At 73.6% G+C, this 22642-nt stretch carries 15 protein-coding genes and 1 pseudogene; 11 read left to right on the top strand and 5 right to left on the bottom strand.

The genetic code is table 11. The features are described 5' to 3' along the window. Positions 1–1375: hypothetical protein (locus tag ACSNOB_RS11875; RefSeq protein WP_436686713.1), on the bottom strand; the 1375-nt coding region annotated here is incomplete at its 3' end. A 179-nt stretch (positions 1376–1554) separates the two neighbouring features. On the opposite strand from ACSNOB_RS11875, the pseudogene ACSNOB_RS11870 reads away from it, so the two are divergent. Continuing rightward, positions 1555–1758 (top strand): annotated as a pseudogene (locus tag ACSNOB_RS11870) (sigma factor); the annotation flags it as partial. Between the two features lie 160 nt (positions 1759–1918). Here ACSNOB_RS11870 and ACSNOB_RS11865 read toward each other — a convergent pair. Further along, on the bottom strand, positions 1919–2131 hold the full coding sequence (locus ACSNOB_RS11865) for a hypothetical protein (protein ID WP_436686712.1): 213 nt from the start codon (positions 2129–2131) through the stop codon (positions 1919–1921). A 125-nt stretch (positions 2132–2256) separates the two neighbouring features. Between ACSNOB_RS11865 and ACSNOB_RS11860 the strand changes: the two genes are divergently transcribed. Both ACSNOB_RS11860 and fbaA read left to right on the top strand, forming a co-directional pair. Then, entirely contained in the window at positions 2257–2640 is a 384-nt protein-coding gene (locus ACSNOB_RS11860; protein WP_436686711.1) for a phage holin family protein, read from the top strand. 152 nt (positions 2641–2792) lie between these two features. Beyond that, positions 2793–3818: a class II fructose-bisphosphate aldolase gene (gene fbaA, locus ACSNOB_RS11855; protein ID WP_393101863.1), complete on the top strand. Its 1026-nt coding sequence runs from the start codon at positions 2793–2795 to the stop codon at positions 3816–3818. Positions 3819–3886: 68 nt separating this feature from the next. On the opposite strand, the gene ACSNOB_RS11850 is transcribed toward fbaA, so the two are convergent. Further along, positions 3887–5140 carry an LOG family protein gene (locus ACSNOB_RS11850; RefSeq protein ID WP_436686710.1) on the bottom strand — a complete coding sequence of 418 codons (1254 nt, stop codon included), beginning with the start codon at positions 5138–5140 and terminating at the stop codon, positions 3887–3889. 339 nt (positions 5141–5479) lie between these two features. Between ACSNOB_RS11850 and ACSNOB_RS11845 the strand changes: the two genes are divergently transcribed. Beyond that, positions 5480–5908 (top strand): DUF3151 domain-containing protein, encoded by a 429-nt coding sequence (locus ACSNOB_RS11845; RefSeq protein WP_393101865.1) that lies wholly within the window; start codon positions 5480–5482, stop codon positions 5906–5908. Between the two features lie 58 nt (positions 5909–5966). Here the strand turns inward: ACSNOB_RS11845 and ACSNOB_RS11840 are convergent, their stop codons facing one another. Then, a complete protein-coding gene (locus ACSNOB_RS11840) occupies positions 5967–8162 on the bottom strand; it encodes a chromosome partitioning protein (RefSeq protein ID WP_436686709.1) in 2196 nt (731 codons plus the stop codon). A 77-nt stretch (positions 8163–8239) separates the two neighbouring features. Further along, a complete protein-coding gene (locus tag ACSNOB_RS11835) occupies positions 8240–9283 on the bottom strand; it encodes a hypothetical protein (protein ID WP_436686708.1) in 1044 nt (347 codons plus the stop codon). A 123-nt stretch (positions 9284–9406) separates the two neighbouring features. Between ACSNOB_RS11835 and ACSNOB_RS11830 the strand changes: the two genes are divergently transcribed. The 7 genes from ACSNOB_RS11830 (at position 9407) to ACSNOB_RS11800 (ending at position 22638) form a co-directional block, all read left to right on the top strand. Then, on the top strand, positions 9407–10693 hold the full coding sequence (locus tag ACSNOB_RS11830) for an adenylosuccinate synthase (RefSeq protein ID WP_436686707.1): 1287 nt from the start codon (positions 9407–9409) through the stop codon (positions 10691–10693). A 347-nt stretch (positions 10694–11040) separates the two neighbouring features. Beyond that, positions 11041–11703 (top strand): vWA domain-containing protein, encoded by a 663-nt coding sequence (locus ACSNOB_RS11825; RefSeq protein ID WP_393101869.1) that lies wholly within the window; start codon positions 11041–11043, stop codon positions 11701–11703. 70 nt (positions 11704–11773) lie between these two features. Beyond that, the gene (locus ACSNOB_RS11820; RefSeq protein WP_436686706.1) at positions 11774–13201 is read left to right on the top strand and encodes a hypothetical protein; all 1428 of its coding nucleotides are present in this window, start codon (positions 11774–11776) and stop codon (positions 13199–13201) included. Then, positions 13201–16545, top strand: a complete 3345-nt coding sequence (locus tag ACSNOB_RS11815) for a DEAD/DEAH box helicase (RefSeq protein ID WP_436686705.1) — start codon at positions 13201–13203, stop codon at positions 16543–16545. Before ACSNOB_RS11820 ends, ACSNOB_RS11815 begins: the two co-directional genes overlap by 1 nt. Further along, positions 16514–18010, top strand: coding sequence for a hypothetical protein (locus tag ACSNOB_RS11810; RefSeq protein ID WP_436686704.1), 1497 nt, complete (start codon positions 16514–16516; stop codon positions 18008–18010). The genes ACSNOB_RS11815 and ACSNOB_RS11810 overlap by 32 nt, the downstream gene beginning before the upstream one ends. Then, positions 18010–20430: a hypothetical protein gene (locus ACSNOB_RS11805; protein WP_436686703.1), complete on the top strand. Its 2421-nt coding sequence runs from the start codon at positions 18010–18012 to the stop codon at positions 20428–20430. The genes ACSNOB_RS11810 and ACSNOB_RS11805 overlap by 1 nt, the downstream gene beginning before the upstream one ends. Continuing rightward, positions 20431–22638: a DUF2357 domain-containing protein gene (locus ACSNOB_RS11800; protein ID WP_436686702.1), complete on the top strand. Its 2208-nt coding sequence runs from the start codon at positions 20431–20433 to the stop codon at positions 22636–22638. Positions 22639–22642: the final 4 nt, after the last annotated feature.

The raw sequence follows: 22642 nt of genomic DNA, 5'->3' as shown, positions 1-22642 counted from the left end.
CGCCGCCCCTGGTCGCATTGATCACGATCTTGGCAGTGTCATTCTTGCTGTTCGGGTCGCCGGTCAGCCGGACGATGACGGCGCCCGAGGCGTCTGGGACGACCTTGTCGATGCGCAGGCCGAACTCGTAAGAGTGCTCCGCGCCCTTCGGGGTCTCGGTTGCCTGGCAGCCGTACTCCTTGGCGCCCGGCTCACCCCACTGGCCGTTCCACAGGTCCCACTCGTCGTCAGAGGTGTATGGCTGGCAGTCGCCGGAGACGTCGACCGCGGTGGTGCCCTCCGGGACAGTCACCCGGAACACCGGCTGGCCCTGGTATTCGAGCAGGGCCGGCCCGAGGTTGATGAAGGCCGGCCGCACCTGGACGACGTCGCCCTTCTTTCCGCTGGCGGTGGCACCCTTGGCGCCAAGATCGGCCCGGTTGTCGCCGGTCACCTTCACGGAGATATCAGTGAAGCTGTTCATCTGGTCCGGGTCGGTCTGGGGCACCCGGGACCTGGCCTCGGCATCCTCAACGAGGCGCAGCTTGGTCCCGGTGCCGGGCTCGCCGTCCTGCGGCCACTGCCGGCTGACCAGCTCCCAGTCGTCCTTGGTCCACCAGACGCTCGTCGCAAGCAGGCTGGCGCCCGTCCGGGCGTCCTTGTGGAGCTGGAAAGGCAGGTCCGTGGAGAGCCGATAGCTCTTGCCCGGCTGCAGTTCCTCATCGAAGGTGCAGAGCACGCCCGCGTAGTCACTCAGCCGGCAGTTCGAGTAGTTGCCCGCGTACTGGTAGAGGTAGTCGCTGTTGACCAGCAGTACGGCGCCGTGGCTGGTCTTCTCGCTCCCGTTGCGGACGGCCGCCGGCGTGCCGACCTTGCTGCCCGGAGCGCCGCTGACGCTGGCCGTCGGGGCGGTCTGAAGGTCGACGCTCTCGGCGAGGGTGACGGTGGAGGTGGTTTTGACCGTCCGGCCGCCAGACGTCAGCGCGTACTTCAGTTGGCCCTGCTTGCCCGGCGTGGCGTTGTGCTTTCCGGTGACCTGGATGCCGAGCCAGGGGCCGTCGTCCTCGCTGATCTCGGTCTCACAGCGCACAACCTGGGCCGTGGTCTCACACGCCCATCCCCAGCCTTCCCCGGGCTGCTCCAAAACCGCGAAGTCGGAGATGCCCGAGAAGTCGATGTCCAGGGTGGTGCGACCGAACTGGTGGGGATTTTCCGAGTCCGTCGGCGAGGCGTAGAAGTAACCGGCGGCCGTGTGATCGGCGGCGACGAGGATGTCGTGGGCGCCGGCCTCGAACGGAGCGTCGTCCTCGGCGACGGCGGGGGAGGCGGAGGCGGCGACGAGCGCGCCTGCGACGCCCAGCCCGGCCAGCCAGCGCCGGGTGGAGTGCTCGAGCATGGGGGGGTTCCTCACGTGGGGGGTGCCAGGAGTGGCCAGCGGATCTTAAGGAGTCGTTAAGACTCGCCGCTGCCCCCGACCCGCCCTTGGGGCCAATATCGACCGAACGGCTGAGCAGGATCGCCGCAACGTTCCGGCTGCCCGCGTCCGTCATCGGGAGCAGGAGCCCGGGAGGTGCAGTGACGTACGAGGAGTTCGCCGACTCACGGCTGGCCGCGCTGCTGCGGTACGCGGTCATGCTGACCGGTGACCCGCACCAGGCGCAGGACCTGGTGCAGGACACGATGGTCCGGGCGCAGCTCAACTGGCGTCGGGTGGCCCGTGCCGACTCGCCCGAGCGCTACGTCCGCCGGATGTTGACCAACCAGTACGTCGACTGGCGGCGGGGCTCCTGGATGCGCCGGGTGCTGCTGCGCGCCGAGGCCGACGACGCGGTGGCGGTGCCGGCCGACCACGCCCAGCCAGAACCCGGACCGGGTGCGCTGACCCTCGGGGCGGGACGCCACCGGGTCGTCCGGTCGCGTCCCGCCCCGGACCACGCCGTCAGCGGTAGTCGTCCTCGTCGGCGGCGACCACCCGGGCCTGCTCCATGGCGTCCCAGTCGTCGACCTCCAGGCCGCGGTGCGGCTCCGTGTCGGCCTCGCCGGGGCCGACCACGGCGGCCTGCTCGACCGCGTCGGCCGGTTCCGCCTCCATGTCGCGCTCCTCGGGGCTGAGGTGGTCGCTGGGGGCGAAGTCCTCGTCGGGCTGACCCATCAGTCCCTCCCGGGATCTCGGCGGACGGTTCCCACACACCGTACGGGCTGCGCCCGCCCGCCGCTCGGAAGCGGAGTCGACCGAATCGCCCCACCGGCCGCCGCCCCCGGTGCCAGGATGGTCGCGTGGGCTTCCTGATCCGGCTGGCGATCACCGCGGTCGCGCTGTGGATCACCACGTTGATCGTGCCCGGGGTGGAGGTGGGTGGCCGGTCCGGCACCGACACCGCGCTCACGCTCGTCGTCGTGGCATTGATCTTCGGTGTGGTCAACGCGGTGCTCAAGCCGCTGATCAAGGTGTTCGGCTGCGTCTTCTACCTGCTCACCCTCGGCCTGTTCGCGCTGGTGGTCAACGCCCTGCTGTTCCTGCTGACCGACCGGCTCGCCCGGGCGTTCGACCTGCCGTTCGACGTGGAGGGTTTCTGGGCCGCGTTCTGGGGCGCCATCGTGATGGCCGTGGCCACCTGGCTGATCAGCGTCGTGGTGCCCGACAGGTGGGAGGAGCGGTGAGGCCCGCCGCCGAGGTTCGGGCGCGTACCGGGTCGGTTGTGCCGGCGGCCCGTCGCTACGGGATACTGCCGACGGTGGACAGCGCGGTCCGGCGCACCCAAGGACAACAGCGGCCGGCGACGGCCGACAGCGGTAAGTAAGGAGCGTTCGACATGCCCATCGCTTCCCCCGAGACCTACGCGGAGATGCTGGACCGCGCCAAGGCCGGCCGGTACGCGTATCCCGCGATCAACGTGACGTCCTCGCAGACCCTGAACGCTGCGCTCAAGGGCTTCGCCGACGCGGAGAGCGACGGCATCATCCAGGTCTCGACCGGTGGCGCGGAATACCTCTCCGGACCCTCGATCAAGGACATGGTGACCGGCGCGGTGGCGTTCGCCGCCTACGCGCACGAGGTCGCCAAGAAGTACCCGGTCAACATCGCCCTGCACACCGACCACTGCCCGCAGGAGAAGCTGGACAAGTTCGTCCGGCCGCTCATGCAGATCTCCAAGGAGCGGGTGGCCGCCGGCCAGGAGCCGCTGTTCCAGTCGCACATGTGGGACGGCTCGGCCGTGCCGGTGGCGGAGAACCTCCAGATCGCGGCCGAGCTGCTCGACCGGGCCGCCGAGGCCAAGATCGTCCTGGAGATCGAGGTCGGCGTCGTCGGCGGCGAGGAGGACGGCGTCGAGAACGCCATCAACGACAAGCTCTACACCACCGTCGAGGACGGCCTGGCCATGGTCGAGGCGCTCGGCCTGGGCGAGAAGGGCCGCTACATGGCGGCGCTGACCTTCGGCAACGTGCACGGCGTCTACAAGCCGGGCAACGTCAAGCTCCGTCCGGAGATCCTCAACCAGATCCAGGAGGCGGTCGGCGCCAAGTACGGCAAGGAGAAGCCGCTCAGCCTGGTCTTCCACGGCGGCTCGGGCTCGCTGCTGTCGGAGATCCGCGAGGCGCTCGACTACGGCGTGGTGAAGATGAACATCGACACCGACACCCAGTACTGCTTCTCCCGCCCGGTCGCGGACCACATGTTCCGCAACTACGACGGCGTCCTCAAGGTCGACGGCGAGGTCGGCAACAAGAAGATGTACGACCCGCGGGTCTGGGGCAAGGCCGCCGAGGCCGGCATGGCCGCCCGCGTCGTGGAGGCCTGCGAGCACCTGCGCTCGACCGGCACCACGCTGGCCAAGTGACGCGCTGACGCGTACCGCCGACGGCCGGTTCCCCGCTCGGGGGCCGGCCGTCGGCGTGCCCGGCTCCGTCAGGTCGCGGTGAGCACCCGGACGGCCTCGTGGACGTCGTCGGTGAGGTGCACGGTGGCCGACAGGTCGCCGAACGGCGAGGCGCTCAGCAGCGGCCGCAGCAGCGCCTCCACCGGCAGCTCCCGGGTCCAGTACGCGCGGTCCAGGAAGACGTACGCGCCGCTGGCGCCGTCGGTGCCGTAGTAGGTCTTGGTGGCCGCCTGGAACACCTCCTGCACGGTGCCGGCCCGGCCGGGCGCGAAGACGATCCCGCCCCGGGCCAACCGCAGGATGGTGTCCTCCCGGATGGCGTTGGAGAAGTACTTGGCGATCCGGCCGGCGAAGAGGTTCGCCGGCTCGTGCCCGTAGAGCCAGGTGGGGATGGCGAGCCCGCCGGTGCGCGCCCAGTCCACGTCGCCGCCGGCCAGGGCGGCCGAGTCGACGCGGGACACGCTGGCCGGGTCGGCGGCGCGGGGCCGGGGCGGCGTCACCGGCCGGCCGTAGAGCTCCCGCACCCGCAGCGCCGCCGCCGTGTAGCGGTCGTGGTCGGTGAAGTCCGGCGCGCCGGCGAGCAGGTCGATCGCCGCGTCCAGGTCCTCGACCGGCCGCAGCGCCAGGAACGCGCCGAGGTTGGCGGCCTCCATCACCCCGGGCCCGCCGCCGGTCACCACCAGCCGGTCGGCCCGGGCCAGCTCCCAGCCCAGCACCGCCGCCATCCGGTACGGCACGCTGCCGCGCGGCACGGCGTGCCCGCCCATGATGCCGATGACCGACTGCGGCCCGTGGGTGGCGAGCCAGGCGCGGGTGGCGTCGGCGAGCGCGTTGTCCACGCCGTGGTCGTGCAGCCGCTGGCCGAGCGCCTCCCTGACCTCCGGCAGCGCGCCGCCGTGCGCGCGGAAGTGTTCGTAGACCCGGGTGTCGTACATCCCGGCGAACCCGCCCTCGGCGAAGCCGGCGGCGAGGTCCTCCGGGGTGTAGAGATGCGACGGCTGGGTCGGGTAGGGCAGCCCGGAGAACGGCGGCACCACGTTCGCGCCGCGCCGGACCAGGTCGGCGCCGACCTCCCGGGAGGCGAAGCGGCACCCGACGAAGAGGGTGCCGGCCACCTCGATCCCGGTGAGGTCGGGGACGGGTGCGAGGTCCAGCCGCAGCCCCTGCACGGTCAGCCCGACCAGGCTGCCCGTGGCCAGTCGCCGGTCGAACTCGGCGCGGGTCTCGATCTCGTCGGTGCAGGTGTGCGGCTCGATGACGTCCGCGGGAGGTGGGGTCGGCACCCTCGCCATCCTGCCCCGCCCGGGCAAGCGGCCAAACCCGCGGGGTGGCCCCGGCCGGCGGCGGTGCGGGCGCCGCGCAGTCCCCGTGGGGGCGGCGCGGCGGGCCGTCCCGGCTCGCGGGGATCGCGCCGGCCTGCCCCGGAATGGACAGGAGCCCGGCGGCTGCAGCCACCGGGCTCCTGCATAACCCGGTCCTGGGGAGGCTCCGGACCAATAGTTGTAGTGGAAAACATCTGCCGGTGGCATAGGCCGCAGGCGTGACCAACTCCTCAGCCGTTCAGTCAACCGGCTCGGCCAACCCCCTCGCGCGGCCACGGGCGAAGCGGGTTGAATGGGACGATGCAGAACCTGTTGCCGGAACCACCGGCCACCCTCCTCCCCGCGCACGACGAGGCCGACGCCGCCCTGGCCGCCGCCGAGCAGGCCGGCAGCGACGAGGCGTACGCCGAGGTGGCGGCGCGCTTCCCGACCTACAGCGCCGGCTGGGGCGCGCTGGCGGCCCGGGCCCTCGCCGCGAGCCAGGTCATCCCGGCGTACGCCTACGCGCGCACCGGCTACCACCGTGGGCTGGACCAGCTGCGCCGCAACGGCTGGAAGGGGCACGGCCCGGTGCCGTGGTCGCACGAGCCGAACCAGGGCTTCCTGCGCTGCCTCTACGTGCTGTCCCGCGCCGCGGACGAGATCGGCGAGGCGGACGAGGCCGCCCGCTGCGCCCAGTTCCTGCGGGACTGCGACCCGGCCGCCGCGGACGCGCTGGCGAGCAACTGATCCCGCGTCGACGGCCGGCCCGAGGCACCACGGGCCGGCCGTCGAGCTGTCCGGGCCCCTACAACCCCTCGGCGACGGCGGCGGCGATCTTCAGCCAGGCGTCCCGGGTGGCCGAGGAGAGGGCCGCGTACCGGATCGGCTCGCCGGTGTCGATGAGCCGCTCGTACGGGGCGAGCAGCACCGCGCGGGTGCGGGCCGCGAAGTGCTCCTGGATCGCCGGCAGGTCGATCTCCTTGCGTGAGGGCGGCATGGAGACCACGGTGACCGCCTGCCGGACCAGCCGCTGCCGGCCGCTCTGCTCCAGGTGGTCCAGCATCCGGGCGGCCGTCTCCGCCGAGTCGTTCCGGGCCGACATGGTGACCACCAACTGGTCCGTGGCGTCCATCGCGGCTTGCCAGTTCTGGGCGCGCACGTTGTTGCCGGTGTCCACGAAGATCAGCTTGTAGAACCGGCTCACCACCTCGCGGATCTCGGCGAACGCGGCGGCGGTGAGCATCTCGCCGCCGGTGGCCGACTCGTCCGAGGCGAGGACGTCGAACATCCCCTCGCCCTGCGACCGGACGTACTGCGACAGGTCGCCGACCCGCCCGTGCCCCTGGAACTGGCCCAGGTCACGCAGCATGTCGCGGACCGTACGGGCGTGGAAGTCCTGCTGGGCGCGCATGCCCAGGGTGCCCTGGGTCTCGTTGTTGTCCCAGGCCAGCACGTATCCGCCGCGCTTCTGACCGAAGGTCATGGCGAGCAGCAGGATGGCCACCGTCTTGCCGGCGCCGCCCTTCGGGTTGACCACGGTCACCTGACGCAGGCCGCCGAAGTTGCGGCGGACCATCTCGATGTCGCGCCTGAGTTCCTGCTCGTGCCGTCCCGGTGGGAGCCGCAGCCCGATCTTGTTGGCCACCGCCCGTACGCCCATGCTGGCGACCGGGTCGGCCGGGCGGACCTGCCGGCGCCGGGCGAAGTCCTCGGCGGTCGGCGCCGCGGCGGCCTCGGGACGCCAGGTCGGGTCGGGGTAGGCGGGCGACGGCTGGGGCACCCCCACCGCCGGCTGGGGCACCGCCGGCTGGTACGACTGCGGCGGTGCCGGCGTGCCGCCCGGCTGCCAGGGCGGCGGGTACCAGCCGGACTGCGGTGGGTACGGCCCGGACTGCGGTGGGTACGGCCCGGGCGGCGGCGTCGGGGCGGCCTGCGGTGGTGCGGCCTGTTGCGGCGGCGCCGGGGCGTGCTGCTGGGGGCCGGGTGGCGGCGGGCCGAACTGCGGCGGCACACCGCCAGACGTCGGCTGTGGTCCCGGGCCGGACGCCTGCGGTGTCTCCGGGCCGGTCCCCTGCCGCGCCGGCCCCGGGCCGCCGGTGGTCGGAGTTGTCGAACCGGTGGCCGGCTCCGCGCCGGCCGCCCCGGTCCGTTGCGGTGGCTGGGCCCACGGCGATTCGGCCCCGCGTGAGCCGCCGACCGCGGCCCTGCCGCTGGCGGTGGTCGGCGCAGCGCCGCCGACCGTAGCCCGGCCGCTGGCCGAGGACGAGGTGCCCGGCGGGGTGGTGCCGCTGGCCCAGGACGGGGTGGTCTCGTCCGGAGCGGGCGCCGGGCCGTCGGCCTCCGGGCGCGCGCCCTGCGACGTGCGGTCCGTCGGGTCGCCACCGCTGGCGGGAAGCGCGTCGGGACCCGTTGCGGGCCCGGCCGGCGGGATGGCCGGGGCCGGCCCGGCCGGGGCCGGCTGGTCGAGGGTGAAGGGCAGGTCGAGGTCGACCCGGGGCGCCGGCACCGCTGGCGGCGTGCCACCCGTCGCCGCGTCCGGGGTGGCGGTCGCGGCGGCTGCGCCGGCCGGCGCACCGCTGGCGTCGGTGGTCGGCCGCGCGCCCGGGCCGGCTGCGGGCGGGACCGTCGGTCCGGTCGCCGGGTTTGGTGGCGCGTGCACCACCGGGGGTGTCCAGCCCTGCGCGGGTGGGGTGGGAGCCCAGGACGAAGCGCCGGGCTGGCCGGTCATCGCCCAACCGCCGGGAGCGGGCACCCCGCCGGTGAGCGACGGGTAGTCGGCGGGCGAGGGCGGCGCGGCCGGCGACTGGCCGGTCGCCGGTCGGGGAACCGGAGGTGGGGCGGCGGGCGGCGGTGCGCCGGTCGACGGGTCCGCGGCCCACGGGGGCGTGCCGACGCCCGGCCCACCGTCGATCTGGTCCGGCGGCCAGAGTGGTTCGATGTCCCGCTCCGGCACTGGCTGCTGGCCGGGCACGTGGGCCCGGTCGGCGTTGTTGTCCACCACGGTTCCTCCCCATTCCTCCTGCCGAGGATAGGCCCACGAGCCGAACGGGGTCCGGGTGCCGCGAGGCGACGTCGAGGTCAGCCCGCCCAGACCGCCCAGGCGCCCGGCTCGGTCCACCAGGACCGCTTTCGGTTCAGTTCGCCCTCGACACCGTCGTCGAGGTACGGGAGCTTCCCGTCCCGGGGGAGCACGGAAACGGCCCGCCCGCGGGCCCGGCGTACCTCCAGCCGCACCCGCTTGCGGCCGAACGCCGACCGGGCGACCACCGGCACCGCGACCGCCACCTCGACCCGCCCGTCGGTCGGATCCGGCGGGCTGAGCAGCGCCACGTCGTCCAGCCGGGCGTAGCCACCCGCGTTGCCGATCGCGCAGGCCAGCAGCGGCTCCTCGCCGGTGGAGAGGACCACGTCGTCCACCTCCACCCGACCTCGCCAGTGCAGGGGGCGGCCGTTGTCGTCGGCGGCGCCCATCAGCGCGCCGTCCAGGGTCACCGAGCCGCCGTCGTTGCGCAGCAGGTCCAGCCGGCGGGCCGTGCCGTCCAGCACCGCGGCGGCCACCGCCGCCGGGTCGCGGGGCAACCCGAGCTGCGCCGCCAGGTCGCGGTGCGTGGTGCTCCGGGCCGGATCGAGCGGGAGTACGCCGATCGGCGGCAGGTCCGGCACCGTCCGGTTGCCGGGCAGGTCGTCGGGGCGGCGGCTGGGCGGCGGGGCGTACCGCCGGACGAGCCGGCGCACGACGGCGCGCAACTGGGCGTCGCTGGCCGTGGCGACCACGAGTCGGGTCTTGGCGTCCGCGTCGGGCCAGGTGAGGCCGTCGGGGCGGGGCGGCCCGTCGAACCGGGCCAGCACCTCGTCGATCTCGGCGTCCGAGCGGGCCGTGACCGTCTCCACCCGGGCGCCCCGGGCGGTGAGCGCGTCCGCGCAGGCCAGCACCGGCACGCGTGGGGTGTCGCAGCGCTCCCCGGCCTCGGCTCCGTCGGTCGCGCAGGCGTCGGCCGCGTCGGGCGCCCCGGCGTCGGCCTCGTGCGCCGTAGCGCCGCCGCAGCAGGCGCCGCCGCTGCCGCAGGCCCCGCCGGGCGCGTCGCGCTCCGAGCCGAGGGTGAGCAGCACCACGTCGTACACGGAAACGGCCTCCTGCCTCTCGACGCGACCCCTGCCGGCCGCGCCGTCACTACTTGTTAGCCTGACACCCCGGGCTCGCTGACCGGTCGCCACCTGGCACCCGAGCCTTCTGGAGGCGAGAAGATGCCAGCGATCGTGCTCCTCGGCGCCCAGTGGGGCGACGAGGGCAAGGGCAAGGTTACCGACCTGCTGGGTGAGCGGGTCGACTACGTCGTGCGCTACTCCGGCGGCAACAACGCCGGCCACACGGTGATCACCCCGGACGGCCAGAAGTACGCGCTGCACCTGATGCCGTCGGGCGCCCTCTCACCGAGCGCGATGATCGTCATCGGCAACGGTGTGGTGGTCGACCCGAAGGTGCTGCTGGCCGAGATCGACGGCCTCGCCGAGCGGGGCGTGGACGTCAGCCGGCTGCGGATCTCCGGCGACGCGCACCTGATCATGCCGCACCACCGGGCGCTGGACCGGGTGGTCGAGCGCTACCTCGGCAGCGCCCGCATCGGCACCACCGGGCGCGGCATCGGCCCCGCGTACGGCGACAAGGTCGCCCGGATGGGCATCCGGCTGCAGGACCTGCTCGACCCGGGCATCCTGCGCAAGAAGCTGGAGCTGGCGCTGCGCGAGAAGAACCAGCTCCTGTTCAAGGTCTACAACCGCAAGGCGATCGACGTCGACGCGACGATCGAGGAGTACCTGGAGTACGCGGAGCGGCTGAAGCCGTACATCGCCGAGACCCGGGTCATGCTCTGGGACGCGCTGGACCGCGGCGAGACGGTCCTGCTGGAGGGCGCCCAGGCCACCATGCTCGACATGGACCACGGCACGTACCCCTTCGTGACCTCGTCGAACCCGACGGCCGGCGGGGCCTGCGTGGGTGCCGGCATCCCGCCGACGGCGATCAGCAAGGTGATCGCGGTCAGCAAGGCGTACACGACGCGGGTCGGCTCCGGGCCGTTCCCGACCGAGCTCTTCGACGACAACGGTCAGCACCTGCGCAAGATCGGCCACGAGTACGGCACCACCACGGGCCGGGAGCGCCGCTGCGGCTGGTTCGACGCCGTCGTCGCCCGGTACGCCTGCCGCCTCAACGGGGTCACCGACCTGGTGGTCACCAAGCTGGACGTGCTCACCGGTTTGGCCAAGGTGCCGATCTGCGTCGGCTACGAGATCAACGGCGAGCGCTTCGACGACATGCCGATGACCCAGACCGACTTCCACCACGCGACCCCCGTCTACGAGGAACTCGACGGCTGGTGGGAGGACATCACCAAGGCCCGTACCGAGGACGACCTCCCGCAGAACGCCCGCCGCTACATCGCCCGCATCGAGGAACTCTGCGGCACCCGGGTGAGCGTGGTGGGCGTGGGCCCCGGCCGGGACGAGAACGTCCTCCGCCACCCCCTCGTCTGATCGTTCACCCGTCCCCTCGCCGGTGAGCTGCCGGCGGTTCGGCTCCGAACCGCCGGCAGCTCACGGGAGCGTCTCCGGCTCCCGGCGTCCGGCGGTCCGTTGGTGTCGGAAGGCTGCGGCCTGGCCGGCTGGGCCACCCAGAACGGCGCCGTACCACCTTTCGTGCCGTCCTGTCCGTCCTCGTGCTCGTGCTGACGCAATGACGACAGTCGGTCGATTTGTCGTTGACACGATCGATCGGCTTCGCGATCCTGTCGTGTTGCTTTCGCCCGAGTTCACCGGAGGACAAAACTGTGATCGGCGAAGAATCGACGCGATCTAACGAGCCGCCGGCCGCCGAGCCGATCATGAATCTCCGGCCCCGGTCGTCCACGCCCCGTCCGCTTCCGGTGCTGGTCCTCGCCGACGCCAGCGGCAGCATGGCCGAGGACGACAAGATCGGCGTCCTGAACCGCAGCATCGCCACGATGTTCCGGGACTTCGCCGCCCAGGACTCCCCGCGCGGGCTGATCCACGTCGCGGCCATCGTGTTCGCCGGCGAGGAGGCGCACCTGCACCAGCCGATGACACCGGCGCCCTCGGCGGCCTGGACGGACCTGCGGCCGTTCGGTCGCACGCCGATCGGCGCCGCGCTCTCGCTGGCCACCGACCTGCTCGCGGACGACGGGGTCGTCCCCGCCCGCGCGCTCACGCCGACGGTGATCCTGGTGTCCGACGGCAGGCCCACGGACGACTGGCAGCCGGGAATGGAGAGGTTCCTCGACTCCAGGCGCGGCCGGGCGGCCCTGCGGATCGCCGTCGGGATCGGTCAGGACATCGACGACGAGGCGCAGCACGTACTGGAGACCTTCGTCGCCAACCCCGCGCTGCCGGTCTTCCGGGCGGAGGACGTCAACCGCATCCCGCAGTTCTTCCGCTGGGTGACCATGCGGGTCACCGAGCGGGTCCACAGCGTCAAGCCGGACACCATCCCGCCGCTGGATCCTGAGGAACTACAGGACCTGATCTGACCCCGGCTCACCCCTGCCGGCGTCCGCGCGGCGCGCTCCGCGCCGTGCCGCCGGATCCGAAGGAGCAGCGATGGAATCGACCGTACGCGACGTGCGGGGTCGGACACTGCCGCTGGCCGAGCGGCTCGGGCACGGCGCGGAAGGGGTGGTCAACCGGGTCCGGGACAGCCCGTTGGCGGTCAAGCGCCTCTTCCTCCGCGGGCCTCGCTCCCACCACGCGGCCCTGCTCGACGAGCGACTGCGGGCGGTCGCCCGGATGCCGATCGAGGACCTGCCGGTCGCGCGGCCGCTCGTCATGCTCGCCGAGCCGGAGATCGGCTACGTGATGGAGCTGCTCGACGACATGGTGCCGCTGGAGAAGCAGATGCTCCCGCCGTACGAGGTGGAGCTGATCTCCTGGTACCTGGCGACCGGAGGACTGCGCCGGCGGCTCCGGGTGCTCGCGCGGCTCGCCACCACGCTCGCGGCGCTGCACGCCAGGGGCATGGTGTACGGCGATCCGTCGCCCGGCAACGTGCTGGTGTCCGAGCCGCTCGACCAGGACCAGATCTGGCTGGTCGACCCCGACAACCTCGCCGTCGAGTCCGACGGCTCGCGGCCCGCCGTCTACACCCCCGGCTACGGCGCGCCGGAACTCGTCAGCCGGGGCAGTCGGACCAGCACGCTGTCGGACGCGTTCGCCTTCGCCGTCCTGGCACACCACACCCTGTTCGTCGCGCACCCCTTCGTCGGCGACGACATCGAGGACGGGCCGGTCGAGCTGGAGGAGGCCGCCCACACGTACCGGGTGCCCTGGATCGACCACAGCCGCGACCGCAGCAACACCTCGACCATGGGGCTCCCCGGCCGCGACCGGTTGCTGACCCGGACGCTGGGCGGCTACTTCCGGGCCACCTTCGAGGACGGCCTGCGTGCTCCCGTCCGGCGTCCCTCCTGCGCCGACTGGGCCACCGCCCTGTGGCAGGCGGTCGACGCCACGCTCACCTGTCGTTCCTGCAGCGGCCACCGGTTCGCGGCCCGCGCCTGTCCGTGGTGCGGCACGACGCCGGGCAACGACCTCGTCTGCCGGGTCTGGCTGCACGCCGGGCCCGACATCTTCAGCCTGGCACGGGCCTCGGACGCGGCCGACCCGGAGCGGGTGATGGGGGCACAGGGGTGGAGCATCCCGGCCGGTGAGGTCGTCGCCATCGACAGCGGGCGGCCGTTCGAGCTGACCGCCCGGCACGGCGAGATCCGCTCGGACGACCCCCACCGGCCGTTGTCCACGGTGAGCTGGGACGGTGGGCGCAGGGTCCGGGTGACGAACGTCGGGGTCCGGCCGCTGCTGTTGGTCGCCGGCGACCGGCAGGTGCAGCGGCGGCTGCCGCCCGGCCGCGACGCGGAGATCGAGCTGCGCCCGGACGTCCCGCCGTGGCGGCTCTGTTTCACCAGCGACCCGCTCAGCCCGCACCGGCAGGTGACGTTCGATGTCGTCGGGCCGGCCGGGGCGGTGCGCTGATGTCGGGCAGGGGAGCCCGCGCGGGTCTCCTGGCGAGCGGTCTCCGGCCGTGGCAGGGGCAGGTCATCGACCTGGAGCTGCGGACGGTGGGCTCGGAACGGCTGCCGGAGGGCATGCGCGCCACCGAGGAGGTGGCCCTGGCGCCCGGTCAGGGCGAGGTGCTGCTCGGCCGGGCGGGCGACGCCGGCGGCGGTCCGCCCCGGGCCGGTTCGGCCGCGGGTGTCGCCGTCCGGGGGAGGACGGCGCGGGACGAGGACGCGCTGGGGCTGGTGCTCGCCGCGCGACGCCGGTCGGTGGCGTGGGCGGCCCGGGTCGACCGGGACCGGCGCGGGGTCGCCGTCCGCATCCACCTGTTCGACCGGGACCTGCTCTGGGGTGAGCCCGTGCGGGTCGGCGTCGACGAGCGGACCATCGCGTACGCGCAACGGCGCAACCGGTCGCTCGCCTCGGTCGAGGACGTGTGCCGGTGGCTGCGGCAGCAGTTGCTGTTGCCGCCGCTGCCGGGCGAGGCGCACCGGCGGGCCGTCGTGTCCGGGCGGACCAGCGACGCCGACCGCTACACCGGGCTGCGGCTGCACGGCCTCGACGTCGACGCCGACCTGGGCCAGTACGACGGGCGCCTCCTGCTGACGAGGCTGCTCATCGCCCGTCGCCCGGCGGACGGCCGCCAACTGACGCTGCTGCGCACCGACCTCAGCTTCACCGACGACACGGCCGGGGCGCGGCTCGACGCGCACCAGCTCGGCGGCTTCGACGGCGTGACCGGCGGGGAGCGCTCCTACCTGGAGCTGTGGGAGGAGTACAACAACCAGGAGTGGGCGCGCGCCGTCCGGTTCGCGACGGACCTCGGCACCGGCCACTACACGTCCTGCGAAGCGGTCGAGGGCGGCGCGTGGCGCTTCCGGCTCGCCGCCGACCCGAAGACGCGGCGCTTCGTCGAGCAGGTCAGGGACGCCCGCGCCGACGAGCCCAACCTCGAGTTGCAGGCGTCGGAGCGGGTGCCGGCGCTCCTGCTCGGCGCCGACGAGAACGCCGGCTCGGCGCGCGGCGGTCCGACATTCAGCGCGCCGTTGCGCTGGATCGACCGGGACAGCATGCAGCTCGAGCTCGTGACCCGGCTGGGCCACCGCGACGACGTGGCCCCGCCGCCCAGCGGTCACCTGCACTACGCCTACCGGGGCAGCGAGGTCAGCAAGCAGCGCCGGGAACACGCGCGGGACCGAATCGCGCGCGGTCAGGCCGAGATGAAGGGGCTGGGTCTGCTGATCAACGGGGCCGTCCCGCCGGACACCCGCCCCCTCGGCCACGAGGCGATGTCGGCGGCGACCAGGGACGTGTTCCGGCCGGGCCGCCCGACCGAGAAGCAGCAGGAAGCGATCCGCATCGCGCTGAACACCACGGGCATCGTGCTGATCCAGGGCCCACCCGGCACCGGGAAGACGCAGGTGATCACGGCGCTGCAGCAGCGGCTGGCCGAGGTCGACGAGCTGGTCTGCACGGTGGGGCGGAACACCCTGCTGACGACGTACCAGCACGACGCCCTGGACCACGTCCTCGCCAAGACGAGCGTCTACGACCTGCCGGGGGTCAAGGTGGACGCCCGCAAGCGGGGCACGGTCCGGGCCGCGGAACGCTGGCGGCGGCAGTTGCTGGGCCGGCTCAACGAGGACCTGGCGGGGCGTCCCGAGAGCGCCCGGCGGCGTCGACTGGGGGCCGTGCAGACGCTGGTCGCCTCGTACCTCGTCGCGCCCCCTCCGCTGGAGGCCACCGTCGGCCTGCTCCGTCAGGTCGAACAGCTCGCCGAGGGGGAGGTCGGTCTGGCGGTGCGGGACCGGGTGGCGACGGTCCGGGGCCAACTGGAACTGGCCCTGGAGACCCCGCTGGTCGACCCGGTCCGGGCCGGTCGGCTCCGCCGGCTCGTCCGTGGCCTGCGGGAGACACCGGCGGGCTTCGCCGACGACGGCCCGTACGGCTGCCGGCGGGTGCTCGACCAGCTCGGCGGCGGCGAGCTGCTCGACGCGGCCGGAGCCGACCTGCTCGCCCGGGCCGCCGCCTGGACCGGCGGGGCCGCGCCGGGCTTCCTCGACGACCTGCGCGCGCTGCGGCGTCGCCTGTTGAACCTGCTCGCCGGCACCGGCGGTCCGGTCGCCGCCCCGGGCCTGAACCCCCTGGTCCGGGACGCGCTGCTGGAGCTGTCGGCCGAGGCGGAGCAGCGGTTGCACGACTCGCGTGACGGCCGGGACGCGGTTCTCGCCGACTACGTCGACGTCTTCGAGCATGATCCGGAGCGGGTCTACGAAGCCGTGCACGCCTACGCGCCGGTCCTCGCCGCCACCTGTCAGCAGGTGGACTCAGCCCAGATGCGGGAGCTGGCGGCGGAGGGGAGGCTGTCGTTCGACACGGTGATCATCGACGAGGCGGCGCGGGCCAATCCGCTCGACCTGATGATCCCGATGGCCTGTGCCCGGAAACGCATCGTGCTCGTCGGTGACCAGGCGCAGCTGCCCCACACGGTCGAGCGGGAGCTCGTCGACGTCCTGCGGCGTCAGCGGCCCGGCGACGAGCGGCTGACGGCGGATCTCGGTCGGAGCCTGTTCGAGCGACTGTTCGAGCTGCTGGAGCGGAAGGCCGACCGGACCGTCCGGTTGGACGTGCAGTACCGGATGCATCCCGAACTCGGCCGGCTGGTCAGCACCGTGTTCTACGGCGGCCCGGACAGGATCCAGGCCGGCAGGTCGGCGGACGAGCTGAGCCACTCGCTGCGTCCGTACCAGGGGCTGGTCGGCGTCTGGCGGCACGTGCCGTTCGAGGCCGCCGCCGAGGAGCGGGTCCGCACCTCGTGGCGGCGGCCGCTGGAGGCGAAGGTGGTCGCGGCCGAGCTGGGGCGGCTCGCCGAACAGGACCCGACCCTGACCTTCGGGGTGATCGCCTTCCACCGCCCACAGGTCGACCAGATCTGGGCGGAGCTGGTGCTGGCCGGCCTCGCCCTCAAGGACGGCGACGACTACCGGCCGATCCCGGAGCTGGAGTTCAACGCCGCGGGCGAGGAACGGCTGCGGGTCGGCACGGTCGACGCGTTCCAGGGCAAGGAGTTCGACGTCGTGCTGCTCTCCACCACGAGGAGCAACGACATGCCGACCACCCCCGGGCAGCGCTGGCGCAGGTACGGCCACCTGATGCTCGTCAACCGGCTCTGCGTGGCGCTGAGCCGCCAACGGAGGTTGCTGATCGCGGTGGGTGACAGCGAGATGTTCCTCCGGGGCGCCGCCCCGGAGGAGCTTGAGGGATTGACGGCCTTCCGGGAGTTGTGCCATGGACAGTTCGGTCGCCACCTTCCGGTCTGACCTGCCGGTCGTCGACATGGTCCGGCGGATCCCCGACGTGACGCACCGGTGGATCCTCTGGCCGGCCTGGCAGTACCGCATCTGCGCGCCCGTCGCCGAGCAGGACGAGCTGAACCTGTTCCAGCGCGGTGTGCTGGGGCTGTGCCGGGTCGGCGTCCGCCACACCGAGCAGATCGCCGCCGCGATGCGCCTGCATCCCTCCCTGGTGCGGGTGGTGGTCGGCGAGCTGACGCGGTTCGGTTACCTGGACGAGATCCGTCAGGTCACCGAGGCCGGCCGGGAGGCGTTCGTCACGGGCGAGGTCGATCCGCAGGACACCCAGGTCGCGTACGTCTTCCAGGACGTCTTCTCGCAGACCCTGTGGCCGGGGGCGGAGGCGGCGCCGCGGTACGCGGACCTCGCCTGGGACCAGGGCGGCCCGTTCCTGCGCAGCGGCAGCAAGGGCAGTCCCGGGCCACCGCGCCGACTGGTGCCGGTGCACCTGCCGGACGGCCTGGCGCCGCAGCCACCGGACGCGGTGACGATCCTCGACGCGGTACGGCGCCGCCGCGTGCGCCGCCCGGACGGGCAGGCGCCGCCGCGGGCCATCCGGCGGGTGTCCATCGTGGATCCGGCGCCCGCGATGGTGTGGCTGGCCACCTGCCTCTACGTCAACAACCCGGGCGAGGACGAGGTGTGGCAGGCGCGCGATCCGTTCGCCCCGCGGGCGAGCCCGCTGCTGCGGAGTTTCGTGGTGTCGCGCACCGACCACGACCAGGGGCTCAAGCAGGTCCTCGCCGACCTCATCAGCGGCACCGCGGAGAAGCGGGCCGTCGACCTCTACGAGGCGGACCTCGGGGTCCGCCGTGACGTCGAGGTGCAGTTGGAGCTGCGGTTCGGCCTGCGGGCCGCCGACGACCCGGACCTGTGCCGGCTGATGGTGGTGGTGGAGGCCGCCTACCTGCGCAGCGGGAAGGGACGGGGCAGGGCGGCCAACGAGCACACCCTCACCTACTCCGCCCGCACCATCGAGCTGCTGCTGCGCAGGACGGTCGCCGAGTACCGACCGGACAGCCGGGTGATGGCGGAACTCCGGCGCAACGAGACCCTGCGCCGCAGGACCCTGGACACCGTCTGCCGGACCATCGGGTTCGGGCCGCCCGGGCGGCTCGCCTCGGTGTCGTGGCACGACATCGAGGAGGCGTTCGCCGGCAAGGGCCACGTCAACCGCCACGCCCTGCTCGCCACGGCGGTGCTGAGCGTGCTCGACGGCCGGCCCGGGCACCCCCTGGCCCGCCTCGGCCAACGGCAACCGGGCTTCGTCGACGCCTGGGACCTGCTCGGCAACCTGCGCAACGACGGCTCCCACGCGGCCATCTCCGACCCGACGCCCGACGAGGTCGAGTGGAGTCGCGATCTCGCCCACGACATGGTCGACGCCTATCTCAGCTCCCTGCCCGCCCGCAGCGAAGGAACCCCAACCTGATGTCGAAGCGCAGGTCGTCCCGCACCCCCCAGCGCAAGGCCACCCCGGCACGATCCCCTGGCGTACCGGCCCCGCGCGGCGGGACGGCCACCGAGCCGACCCCCGCCGGAACGACCGATCGCGCCCTCGAGCAGGCGTTCGAGCGGACCGAGGAGGTCGAGGCGCTCGCCGCCGCGGAGGGCCTGGACGTGGACGACGCCGGCCCGGACGGTGGCGGCACGCCGGAGGACGAGGCGGCCGACGGGCGGACGCTCGCCCGGGCGCTGGCCGAGGTGCGGCGGCAGCAGAAGGTGTACGCCGAGGCTGCCCGGTCCGCCGCCCGGCGCATCGAGGAGGCCGAGGACCGGCTCGCCGACCTGCACCGCAGGGAGACGGCCCTCGCCGAGGCGGAAGCCGAGGCCCGGCGCCTGGCCACCACCCTCGACGACCGTGAGCGGGAGCTGCGGGAGCGCGAGGAGTCGATCCGCGACCGGGAGCTGGACGCGGAGGCCGGCTTCCGGGAGTACGGCGCGCAGGCCCGGGCCCGGCTCGACGCCGAGCTGGCGGAGCTGGTGGCCCGGCTCGAGGCCGAGGAGCGGGAGCATCGTGACCGCCGGGACCGGGAGCGCAGGCAGCACCGGGAGTCGTTGGACGCCGAGCGGGCAGCCCTGGAGCAGGAGCTGACCGGTCGACGCAAGCGGGCCGAGGACGAAGCCGCCGAACTGGAACGGCAGTGGGCGTTGCTGCGCGCCGACCGCCGCGAGGTCGAGAGCGCCCGCCGCGAGGTCGAGGAGCAGTCGGAGACGGTACGGCTGGCGGTCGAGTCGCAGTCGGCCCGCCGGGTCGCCGAGCTGGAGTTCAGGCTGCGCGCCGACGCGGAGCGCCTCGCCGCCGCCCACGCCGAGGTCGAGCGTCAGCGTGGCATCATCGAGCAGCAACGCCGTGACCTGGACCTGCTCGGCCAGCACAGCCCGGAGGCGTCGGCCCGGCGTCTCCAGGAGCTGGAGAGCGCGAACCAGCGGCTCCGCGACGAGCTGGCCCGCCGGCCCGACGAGGAGGACGTGCTGCACCTGCGGCGGACCGCGGACGAGCACCGCCGCTGCGCGCAGCGCGTGACCGAGCTGCGGTTGGAGCAGCAGCGGCTGCTCGGTGAGGTGCAGGCCTCGCGCGTGGCCGTCGCCGAGGTCGAGCTGCTTCGCGACACCCAGCTGGCGTACCAGGGGGTGATCAACGGCTACCAGGCCACCATCGAGGAGCTGCACCAACGGTACGACTCGCTGAGCAGGCAGGCCGAGCGGGAGACCGCGTTCCGGGGCTGCGACGAGATGGACCGGGATCCGGAGCTGAACAACGCCCGCGACCTGGAGGACGTGGGCGAGCCGGACCTCGCCGAGTTCGCGTTCGAGGTGCGACGGACCATGTGGCACCAGGATCCGGCCGACCGGCTCGCGTACTCGGAGCAGGACGTCCGGTCGTTCCTGGGCGGACTGGCGATGAGTCGCCTGCATCTGCTCGAAGGACTCAGCGGGATCGGCAAGACCAGCCTGCCGCGGGCGTTCGCCCGGGCGATCGGCGCCGGTCACCGGGTGGTGGAGGTCCAGGCGGGCTGGCGCGACCGGCAGGACCTGCTCGGGCACTACAACACCTTCGAGCGGCGGTTCCACGAGTCGGCCTTCCTCAAGGCCCTCTACGAGGCGCAGTGCCCCCACTACGCCGAGGTTCCCTACTTCATCGTGCTCGACGAGATGAACCTGTCGCACCCGGAGCAGTACTTCGCCGACGCGCTGTCGAAGCTGGAGAACCCCCGGGGCGCCGCGTTCGACCTGCTGCCGAGCGGCAGTGGGCGACCGCCACGGCGGCTGCTGACCGACGAGCCGGACGGCGAGTGGCGGATCGCGCTGCCGGAGAACGTCTGGTTCGTCGGCACCGCCAACAACGACGAGACGACCGTGCGGTTCGCCGACAAGACCTACGACCGCGCGTACGTGCTGGAACTGCCGGCGCAGCGGCCCTGGATCGACGAGCCCGCGCCGACCGCCCAGCCGGTCGTCACCCTCGCGGGGCTCCGGAAGGCGTTCGGGCGGGCCCGGCGCGCGTTCCGGGAGCAGCCGGGCGCCGTGTGGCGGTTCCTCGAGGGAGACCTCAAGACGCTGCTCGCCGAGGAGTGCCACCTCGGTTGGGGGTCCCGGCTCAAGCGCCAGATCGACGCGTACGTGCCGGTGGTCTGCGCGGCCGGGGGCACCGTGGGTGAGGCGGCGGACCGGCTGCTCGCCACCAAGGTCCTGCACAAGATCGAGCATCACTACGAGATCAGCGCCGAGACGCTCGACCGGGTGCGGGAGGCGGTGTCGGCCACCTGGCACGCCCACGGCCTGGACGGCGAACCGGTCGCCGTCGACGCGGTGTTGGACCGGGCGATCCGCCGCCGGGGACGGGGCTGAATGAGCGGCATCGAGTGGTACGACCGGCTCACCGGCCGCCGGCTGCCGGCCCTGCCGGTCGGGCCCGCGCCGGCCGGGCGGTACCTGCTGCACACCGCGCCGGCGGGCGCGACGCTCGACGGCCATCCGGTGGGGCCCGGCGACTACCTGGTGCCGGTCACCGGTGAACGCTGGTCGCTGCGGCTTCCGGCCGACCCGTCGGGCGCCCCGCCCACCGGGCGGGGCACACCGGCGCCGGGGGAGACGGTCGTCGGGCAGTTGCGGTCGCACGGGGAGTCGGAACCGCTCGTGGTGGACACCATCCTGACCATCTCCGGCCGGCTCGCGTCGATCGCCGCGGGTGACGGGACCGCCGAGGACTGGGCCGAGCAATCCCCGCTGATCGCCGAGCCGCGCGAGCGGCTGAACCCGAGCCGACTCGACGAGGAGATCCGTTCCGGCCTGAACGCCCTGGTCGCGGTCGGGCGGAGTCCGGCGGACCGGTTGCGCGTCCTGCGGGAGGTCACCCGGGTCGACCGGGCCGCTCGGATCGCCACCACGGCCACCGCCCACCTGTCGCAGCACAGCGAGTACTGGCAGGTGCGGACCGTCCGCGGGGTGGTCCCGTCGCACGTCCTGGCGCTGCGCTTCGACGACGACATCGACCTCTACGAGAATCGGCTCGCCGGCCGGCTGGTGGAACGGCTGGCGGTCTACCTGGCGTCCCGCATCCGCGAGGTGGAGGACATCGCCCGCCTGGTCACGCGGCTGGTCGACCACCGGCACGTCGAACGGCCCTCGTGGCGCAACGCGTTCCGGTTCGCGCTGCTGCTGGAGGAGATGGCCGCCGACTCGGACCGGGTGATCGCGGAGGCGACCGCGTTCGGCGCCATGCTGCGGCAGTGGTGGGGGCAGGTCCACGCCCTGCGCGGGTCACGCCTGGTGAAGGGCGTCAACCGCCACGCGCACCTGCCGGTCACGCTGCAGCGGACCAATCTCGTCAACAACGACGACCGGTACCGCCGGGTCGGCCGGCTCTGGACCGCCTGGACGGACGAGGTGCACGCGCGGAGCACGGACCGGTCGCGGCACCAGCGGTTCGCGGTGGGCTTCGAGCGGTACTGCGCGCTGCTGGTCCTGCGGGCCTGCGAGTACCTGCGGATGGAGGTGGGCCCGGCGCCGGCCCCGGACCGGTCCGGTCCGCCGGTCCCCCTGCACCGCGACGACGTGACCTACCACCTGGGTTGGGGCCCGGACGGCGTGCTCCTGCTCGTGGAGCGGGAGCCCGGAGCCGAGCGGCCACTCGTCCGGTTCGTCCCGCTGCCGCACGCGCTCACCAGTCCGGGAGGGGCGGTCGCCGCCCTGCTGGACGACCTGCCGCCGACGGACGTGACGACCGTTCTCCTCTATCCCGGTACCGCGGAGGAGCGGGCGGTGCTTCCGGTCGCCACCCGGTTGCGGGCGTTCTGGGCCGGCTTCCAGCGAGCCGCCGGAGCGGCCGCCCCGCCCGGTCCGCTCTGCGTGCCGGTGAGCCCGCTGGAGTCCGACTCCCTGGAGCGGGTCGCTCGGGCGTTGCGGTGGACCGTCGACGTACCCCGGCTGCTGGCGTACCCGCCGGTGGTCCCGGTGCCGGACGCGGCGGTGGAACCGGTGACGGCCGCGTCGACCTGGCTGCGCGTGGTGGACGGACGGCTCCTCGCGGTACGGCCGCCCAGGAGCGACGAGTTCGAGGCCGTCCGGGCCGCGCTGCGCCAGTGGGCGGCCCGGGAGGCCCGCCGGGGCAGCCAGGTGTCCGTGGCGGACGTCGAGCACCGGCTGGCCACGGCCGGTTCGGCGCTGACCCGGCTCGCCACCTGCCCCACCTGCGGGACGGTGGCCGGCGGCCACGACTTCACCGCCTGGCAGGGGCGCACCTTCCACGTCACCTGCGCTCCCTGCGGCACCGAGTGGGGGGTGAACGCCTGCGGGGAGTGCCAGGGCCGGTATCCCGTGCTCTGGTACGGCTCAACCCACCTCCCGGGCGGCGACGGCGACGCGCTCGACCTGTCGCACGGCAACGACGTGTTGAGCGTTCCGTGTTGGCTGCCGAGCGAGCGGAGGCTCTTCGTCTGCCCGCACTGCGGCCACTGCGGTCGGCACTTCGCGGCCGGCGAGGCCGGCTGCGCGCGGGGGTGCGGTCCGCAGGGCCGGTCGGGGCCGAAGCGGGAGGCACCCGGCCGGCGCGCGTAGGATC

The sequence above is a fragment of the Micromonospora sp. URMC 106 genome, assembly GCF_051386395.1.
Lineage (GTDB): Bacteria > Actinomycetota > Actinomycetes > Mycobacteriales > Micromonosporaceae > Micromonospora.
This window is presented reverse-complemented; position numbering and strand designations above follow the sequence as displayed.

Coding starts and splice junctions, on each gene's coding strand:
- ACSNOB_RS11820 (WP_436686706.1), top strand. CDS start 11,774: ATGGAATCGACCGTACGCGACGTGCGGGGTCGGACACTGCCGCTGGCC.
- ACSNOB_RS11810 (WP_436686704.1), top strand. CDS start 16,514: ATGGACAGTTCGGTCGCCACCTTCCGGTCTGACCTGCCGGTCGTCGAC.
- fbaA (WP_393101863.1), top strand. CDS start 2,793: ATGCCCATCGCTTCCCCCGAGACCTACGCGGAGATGCTGGACCGCGCC.
- ACSNOB_RS11805 (WP_436686703.1), top strand. CDS start 18,010: ATGTCGAAGCGCAGGTCGTCCCGCACCCCCCAGCGCAAGGCCACCCCG.
- ACSNOB_RS11865 (WP_436686712.1), bottom strand. CDS start 2,131: ATGGGTCAGCCCGACGAGGACTTCGCCCCCAGCGACCACCTCAGCCCC.
- ACSNOB_RS11830 (WP_436686707.1), top strand. CDS start 9,407: ATGCCAGCGATCGTGCTCCTCGGCGCCCAGTGGGGCGACGAGGGCAAG.
- ACSNOB_RS11845 (WP_393101865.1), top strand. CDS start 5,480: ATGCAGAACCTGTTGCCGGAACCACCGGCCACCCTCCTCCCCGCGCAC.
- ACSNOB_RS11825 (WP_393101869.1), top strand. CDS start 11,041: ATGAATCTCCGGCCCCGGTCGTCCACGCCCCGTCCGCTTCCGGTGCTG.
- ACSNOB_RS11800 (WP_436686702.1), top strand. CDS start 20,431: ATGAGCGGCATCGAGTGGTACGACCGGCTCACCGGCCGCCGGCTGCCG.
- ACSNOB_RS11815 (WP_436686705.1), top strand. CDS start 13,201: ATGTCGGGCAGGGGAGCCCGCGCGGGTCTCCTGGCGAGCGGTCTCCGG.